Here is a 7,521-nt window from a genome sequence, read left to right as displayed (position 1 = left end):
GCAAATCTCCCGCTTCTCTTCATCCGACCAAAACCGCTTCTTACGCATGCTCATAGAGTGCCTCATAGTGTCCACTATCAATGGTGGACACTTAGACACACTCTATCGAACGCGTTAGGTCGCATTCACCGGACGGACACGGTTCTGGTAAAACGCTCTCAAGTACGGTGACTATGATGGCGTCACATTCCGGACCCCGATGGTGTCTAACAATTCAGGTCATTGGGATGAGGTCAGAACACGGCAACTGCAGGATGCAGTCGAAGTGCCTTGCGCCGGAAGAGCATCGACAAACCAAACATCCGTTTTGTCTTTGTGAAGTGCTATTTCGGGCTTAGAACACTTTGGATGCCGAACGGCGTCTAAAGTAATTGCTGGGAATTGTTCCGCTTGTCGATCCGGTTCGCTAAGATGGTGCCCGAGGCAACAAGCAGGAAAACCCGATGCGCAACACAATCTTCTTCCCCCTGGCGGCATTTGTTCTAGGGATTTTTATGACCACTGAGACTGCAGCAGCGGCCTCACTTGGACGATACGAGGTTTTTGCGGTCGAAGAGGGTGACATGCTGAAAATGCGTGCTGGGCCGGGGACAGGCTATATCGTTATCGTTGGGCTTCCGAATGGAACCGCTCTGCGGGTTCACAGTTGCGAACAAACTGGTGGCACGCGTTGGTGCCGAGTGTCGCTTGATCGCGCACGTCAGCTTAAGGGATATGTGTCTTGGGCCTATTTACGAAAATTGTGATGTGACGATTCCAAGGGCCGCCGGTTATGTAGCGCTATGAAAGGTCGGAAAAAACTATCTTTGCTTTTTTGGCTATCCGGCGACTGTTTTTCCTGGTCGCCGTAAGCAACTCAGTTGCTAGATCAGTCGCGACCTAGCTGAAATAACCTGCCTCCAAGGAATTATTGAGTGCGACGCGTGTAAACCTGTCTACCAGAGCCGCTTTGAAGACTCCGATTTGGCCCGCCGAACGTGAATTTGCCAGTTTAAGATTTTCCATGCGTCGCGAATGGCCGGATTGGTCGGCCCCACCGCGGCAATTGTAAGTTAGTCGAAGGTCCGGGCAGAGCCGATTTTTTAGAACGAGCGCTGGAACTGGCAAAAAATCTGACCACCACAGGTAACTTTAATTGGCGAAACGGTAAGTTAACTGGTCAAAAGGCTAATTATCCCTGCATTTGACGCCTTGTTTATTGGTCGGAGTGAGAGGATTCGAACCTCCGACCCCTGCCTCCCGAAGACCGGTGCAGAGGGCCAAGTTATTGAATTTTAGTCAAAGGAGCCCTGTTTTCCAGGCGTTATCGCCAATCAAACCAGCCAAGTTCAGGTTCGGCAGGTTCATTGAACCTCAGAGCACTGTCTACATGGTCCGCTAGTTATCGTGGTCTATGTTCAGTGCTAGTTTGTTCTCTACATTATTGCCTAGATCCAGCCCACTTATGCACGGTGAAGAGCTTTGCCATGAGTCAGGCCGTTCACTTTCTCCAAGATTGCGTCTGCGTCAATGCTGTGGTGGCGATATAGATCGCCGATTGTTCCGGTCTGACCAAAATGCTCGACACCCATTGGGATAGTCTGATGTCCAAGCACTGCCCCGAGCCAGGATAGAGTTGCAGGATGACCATCGATAACGGTGACGAGCTTGCAGTGTGACGGAAGGTCGGACATCAGGGTTTCGATGTGAGAGCGTGCCGCTCGATTGCCGCGCGAACGCGCTCGTTGAGCGGCGGTCCATCCAGCATTCAGGCGATCTGCGGATGTCACGGCCAATACACCTATGTCGCGACGGCCTTCACCAATCATACCGGCAGCCTTGATTGCCTCCGGCGCGACTGCTCCTTGATAGGCGATTACAACTTCGCAATTGGGCCCGGGTTTTCGTAACCAATAGGCCCCATCAATGGCACCTTGGCGGAACTCTTGGTCGACACGTTTTCCGGGCTGTTCAATCGGGTTGGTGGTCAGGCGCATATAGACGGAGCCTCCGGTTTCATCGCGTAGCCAGGTGCGCTCGTCCGGCTGCCCTTCACCATCGCGCTGCATGTAGTCAAAGGCCCATTCCATGATCACTGCCAACTCATCAGCAAAGGCGGGTTCAAATGCTGCCAACCCGTCTTGGCTCATCCCGATCAGCGGTGTTCCAACGGATTGGTGTGCTCCACCTTCGGGTGCGAGTGTGACGCCCGATGGTGTGCCAACCAGCATGAAGCGCGCGTCCTGATAGCAGGCGTAATTCAGTGCATCGAGGCCGCGGCTGACAAATGGATCATAGACGGTGCCAATTGGGATCAGCCGCTTACCGAATACGGAATGCGAAAGACCCGCCGCTCCAAGAAGCAACATGAGATTCATTTCGGCGATACCAAGTTCGATATGCTGCCCCTCCGGCGTGAATTCCCATTTCGCCGTCGAAGGGATCCGGTGTTCTATGAAGGCGTCGGATTGCTCGGATCGGGCAAATAGCTTGCGCCGGTTCACCCAAGGACCAAGGCTTGTTGTGCCTGTCACATCTGGGGAGGTCGTCACTATGCGTTCGGCCATTGGGCCGTCGCCTTTTGATAGATCGTCAAGGATCTTACCAAACGCCATCTGTGTCGAGATTTCGCGGCTGGTGTCGATTTCGATTGGCGGCACTTCCAGCTTGTCATCAAAATAGCGGCGCGGACCTTTAGCAAAGAACGGCGTGCTGGCCAGAAAATCTTTGAATGCGTCTGGGTCCTGCACTGTCGCAAGCGGCTCCCATTCTTCGCCCTTCGGCACACCCATATGCGACTGCCACGCGGCGAACTGGCTATTGTTCATTAGCCCGCCGTGATTGTCCTTGTGACCTGCAATAGGGGTGCCCCATCCTTTGACGGTGTAGGCTAGGAAGCATGTCGGGCGATCATGATCGATGGCGGCAAATGTTTGGGCCATTGTCTCGACGCAGTTGCCGCCGAGGTTCTCCATAAGGTCTGCGAGCTCTGCATCCGTGCGCCGTTCGATCAGAGCGGTCACATCCCCCTGATCACCCAGATCGTCCAAGAGACGCTGTCGCCAATTCGCACCACCCATGAAAGTCAAAGCGGAGTAGTCCTGGTTGGGGCAAGCATCGATCCAGTCACGCAGGCGGTCGCCGCCGGGCTCTTCAAAGGCAGCGCGTTGCAAGACCCCATATTTCACACGAACGACATCCCAACTGAACGCATCGAAGATTTTCTCGATCCGTTCGAACAAGCCTTCCCGGACGATACCGTCCAGCGACTGTCGGTTGTAATCGATGATCCACCACGTGTTTCGCAGGTCGTTCTTCCATCCTTCCTGTAATGCCTCATAGACGTTGCCTTCATCCAGTTCGGCATCGCCTACCAGGGCTACCATACGTCCCATTGGCGCGTCTGAGCCCCAGCTTTTGGCCTTGATGTAGTCTTGAATGATCGAGGCAAACGAGGTGATCGCGACACCTAAACCCACAGACCCGGTCGAGAAATCAACATCATCTATATCCTTCGTCCGGCTGGGATAACTTTGCACACCCCCAAATCCGCGGAAATTCTCCATCTTCTCGCGAGTCTGATTACCCATGAGATACTGCATCGCATGAAACACCGGCGACGCATGGGGTTTGACTGCAACCCGGTCCTCAGGGCGCAAGGCCGAGAAGTAGAGCGCGGTCATAATCGATACCATCGAAGCAGACGAAGCCTGATGGCCACCAATCTTGATCCCATCCACCTTTGGTCGGACATGGTTGGCATGGTGGATCATCCAATGAGACAACCACAGCAGGCGCTGTTCGACGATCTTCATTTGGGTGGGATCAATGAGCATGGTGGTCTCCGGGTTTAGGCGGCGCTGCGAGCAGGGTAGGGCAAAGCCTGCTCTAGGTCTGCAAGGATATCTTCGACATCCTCTAGCCCGACAGACAGACGGATCAGGCCATCGCTTATCCCATGCTCAGCCCGCTCTTCCGGGGTATACGTCGAATGAGTCATGGAGGCTGGGTGTTGGATCAGTGTTTCCGCGTCGCCCAACGACACCGCACGCTGGATCATATTCAGGCGGTTCATGAATTCAATTCCTCCGGACAGACCGGATTTGATCTCGAACGCTATCATAGCGCCGGGTTGGGACATCTGGCGCTGCGCGACATCATGCTGGGTGAAACTCTCAAGACCGGGAAAATAAACTTCTCCGACAGCGGGATGTGCTTCGAGGAAATCTGCGACGACCTTGGCGGACGCACAGTGGCGATCCAAACGCAGGTTCAGTGTCTTCAGACCACGCAGGATCAACATCGCGTTGAAAGGGGCCATTACCGCGCCGGTCATGTCCTTCATCCCAACAAGGCGGATCTCAGCAATCTGTTCGGCGGACCCGGCAACCAGACCGGCAACCACATCGCCATGCCCACCGAGGTATTTGGTGGCGGAGTGCAGAACGATATCTGCCCCGTGCTCGATCGGGCGGGTCAAATACGGGCTAGCGTAGGTATTATCGACGACGACCGTTGCACCGACCGAATGCGCAATTTCGGCGCTCGCGGCGATGTCCACCAAGCGCATATTCGGATTGGCTGGAGTTTCGAAATAGACAACGCGGGTTTTGTCAGAAACGGCCGCTTTCAGGTTCTCAGGGTCTGTCATGTCGACATGTGTGATCGTGACCCCCCATTTCGCTAAACCATGACGCATAAAGGCGAAGGTGCAGCCATAGAGTGTTTTGTCCACAATGACTTCGTCACCTGGCGACAGCAGGGTCCAGAGCACTGCCGTGATCGCCCCCATGCCGCTTGAAAGAGCTAGCCCGGCCTCGGCCCCCTCAAGCACGGCAATGCGTTGTTCAAGAAGGTCGCATGTGGGGTTTGAAATACGGCTGTAGATATGACCTTCACGCTCGCCCGCGAACATCTCTCCACCAGCTTCTGCGGTTTCAAAGGTAAACGTGGACGTCAAATGCAGCGGTGGTGTCAGCGCCCCGTCATTTTCCAGAGGGTTATAAGCATGGTGAATGGCGCGGGTGGCAAATCCGGTTGAACGAGTCATTACAAGCTCCTGAATCATGTTGAAGCTAGTTTGCGCCTTAGCTTTGAGCCAATGATTGCGAAGTATGCCAACATGAGAGTAAATGTTGGCAGATTATGCTAAGGATGAGGGTAAAGTGGACGCTAAGGACAGGCAAATCATTCGAGCTCTGCAGCGTGACGGGCGCATGACGAACCAGGATCTTGCCGACGAGGTGAACTTGTCTCCCTCACCGTGTTTGCGCCGGGTCAAAAACCTTGAAGCCAACGGAGTGATAAAGGGATACAGCGCCGACGTTGACGCTGCCGCATATGGGATGGCCATTACCGTCTTCGTGCGTATCAGGTTGGAGCGACACAACGAAACGGACGTTCAGAACTTCGAGAAACGCGTTCGGATGATCGATGAAGTTCTTGAATGCCACGTTCTTACCGGCGCAATGGACTACCAGTTGCGGGTTTTGGTATCGGATCTCGAGGCCTACGAGGAATTTATTCGTCACCGAATTCATCCGATAGGCGGCATAGCCTCGATCGATACCAGCTTTGTCTATGGAACAGTAAAAAAGACCGCCGTTTTTCCGCCCGAATAAATGGACCCAGTTAGAATGAGTTGTTGCCAATCGTTTTTACATTTATTTGATTGACTTTTTTCTTTCCGCAATTTCCCATTCTCACCGTCGCTATATCAAAGACGTGCAGCGCGTGCTGCATCACTTCTGAGAGGATAGCGATGACAAATAAACCACATGAAAAAACAAGGTTGGCAAAATACGTCGAGCGCAGGGTGCTCGAATTGAAACCGACTAAGAGCCAGGCTGAGATTGCCGCCTTGGCCGGCTATGTGAACCAGAACATGATCACGATGATCAAGCAGGGTCGCTCCAAGGTTGCGCTCGATCGCGTTCCGGCACTGGCTACTGCTTTAGACGCGGACCCTGCTTTCGTTATGCAGCTAGCTCTAGAACAGGCGATTGGTAAGACAGCAGCTGAAGCAGTCTTGGAGGTATTCGGGGAGCCCGTCACGGCGAACGAAGTTGGCTGGTTACAAGCGATCCGTGAGGCTTCCAACAACACCGACCCTAGGCTTACGAACAGGTCACAGGCTGCGATCAACGCGATCTTCGGGAGATAGAAACCATGTGTGACAAGATTGGCGATCTGACACCCAACGAACGCGCCTGGCTGCGCTTCCTTCGCGATGTGAGCAAAAACAGCGACCCCGGCATTACTCTTCGGCGGGTGCAGCTGCTGCGGTGGCTCTGCGAACTTCGCAGGGCTCGAAGGAGGCCTTAGATGGGGTGGCGGCGAGGAATGGTTGACGTGCTGAGTTTCGCCGAGTCCCCTTGGGAAGTTGAGGATGAGCTGCTAGTGTCCTAATCCTTCGCTGCAAACAAGACGCTGGAAAAAACCACCTCCCAAGCCTCACTACGTAGGAACACAAGTAGCAAGAAGTCAGCTTCTCTCTGACCAGCTGGCTTGCTAACCATTCAGTGAAAGGCCAGATAGTTCGTCGCTGTTGCGTTGCAGTGGCTCTCCGCATAAGCAAAAGCCGCTGCAAGACGTTCATCTGATGATAGCGCAGGAAGATGAAGGTTTCTTATTCATAAAGTCAGTATTTTTTGGCCTTCTAACAGCACGAAATGCTGGAAAATCTAGACTAATGGCCAAGCCTCTATGACCCGACTAGTCGCCTAAATGATGTTCTGTCCAAGCTCGGAGCGCAAGCGCGATTACGGCTATTTAACATCAGTAGGCGCGGAACCAGAGCCTAAGTTGTTATCCTACTCGTCTTCCGGCAATCCAAAAAACATGTTCCCAAGTTTGCGCCGGTCAACCTGGATTTGGCTTTCGTCCTTAAGAGTTACAAACCAATAAATTGAACCCGTGAAATGGTTCATCCTGCCGTAACCAGGTGCTTCTGCAACAATCCCTCTTGTCTTTGGAACCTCGTGCTTTGCTATAGTTACCCGCAGAGCTTCGGCATCTCGAAAAATAGGTTCCGAGAAATCCCAATAAGTGCGGATCGATATAACAAACTCTTCATTGTCTGCCTTTGCGAGATGCCGTGAATGCCAAGTTGGAGCATTTCGGACCATCCTTTCCCTGACTTTCGCTGCCTCTACAACTTCCAGCAATGCGTCGGGGCGGTGCGAGTTTTCAATGGCGGCAATTTTTTCGGCTGATTCAATAATTTCTTTTGCGCGTTGACGCCAAGTCCGAAGAAACTCATAGACGCTAAAAACCCACATTTGGCTCAAAGCAGAGAGAGGCAGCAAAATGTCTGAAGGAGTGCGCTCTCTCTCGATGAAGGCTTGTGCAGCTTCAAATTCAATGCTGCGCAAAACAGAGAAGTCCACCATAGCGATATTCCGTGCCTGCATTCCAAGGTAAAGATCATCACACAACGGGATCGAATTGGACCAACTCATCAAGTTGAACTCTTTCTCGGCGTTCATATAACCTCCCTTTGAGAATCGTGGTGGGCAATCTAGCTTCTGCGTCACTGATGCG

The 7,521-nt window shown here is 53.1% G+C and carries 6 protein-coding genes; 3 read left to right on the top strand and 3 right to left on the bottom strand.

The window, feature by feature from the left end:
* Positions 1–494: 494 nt before the first annotated feature.
* Positions 495–746: an SH3 domain-containing protein gene (locus AC2FJC_RS19585; protein ID WP_496740954.1), complete on the top strand. Its 252-nt coding sequence runs from the start codon at positions 495–497 to the stop codon at positions 744–746.
* 696 nt (positions 747–1,442) lie between these two features.
* On the opposite strand, the gene AC2FJC_RS19580 is transcribed toward AC2FJC_RS19585, so the two are convergent.
* Complete coding sequence (locus AC2FJC_RS19580; protein ID WP_496740952.1) at positions 1,443–3,815, bottom strand: thiamine pyrophosphate-binding protein; 2,373 nt, start codon at positions 3,813–3,815, stop codon at positions 1,443–1,445.
* Positions 3,816–3,829: 14 nt separating this feature from the next.
* The gene (locus tag AC2FJC_RS19575) at positions 3,830–5,029 is read right to left on the bottom strand and encodes a methionine gamma-lyase (protein WP_496740950.1); all 1,200 of its coding nucleotides are present in this window, start codon (positions 5,027–5,029) and stop codon (positions 3,830–3,832) included.
* An 82-nt stretch (positions 5,030–5,111) separates the two neighbouring features.
* On the opposite strand from AC2FJC_RS19575, the gene AC2FJC_RS19570 reads away from it, so the two are divergent.
* Together AC2FJC_RS19570 and AC2FJC_RS19565 are read left to right on the top strand one after the other, a co-directional pair.
* Positions 5,112–5,600, top strand: coding sequence for an Lrp/AsnC family transcriptional regulator (locus AC2FJC_RS19570; RefSeq protein WP_496740948.1), 489 nt, complete (start codon positions 5,112–5,114; stop codon positions 5,598–5,600).
* A 140-nt stretch (positions 5,601–5,740) separates the two neighbouring features.
* Positions 5,741–6,142, top strand: a complete 402-nt coding sequence (locus AC2FJC_RS19565) for an XRE family transcriptional regulator (protein WP_496740946.1) — start codon at positions 5,741–5,743, stop codon at positions 6,140–6,142.
* Positions 6,143–6,791: 649 nt separating this feature from the next.
* Here AC2FJC_RS19565 and AC2FJC_RS19560 read toward each other — a convergent pair.
* A complete protein-coding gene (locus AC2FJC_RS19560; RefSeq protein ID WP_496740944.1) occupies positions 6,792–7,466 on the bottom strand; it encodes a hypothetical protein in 675 nt (224 codons plus the stop codon).
* Positions 7,467–7,521: the final 55 nt, after the last annotated feature.

The organism is Ruegeria sp. CDSB117, assembly GCF_059611005.1.
Note: the sequence above shows the minus strand (reverse complement) of the source record. Positions and strands in the feature narration are given on the sequence as shown.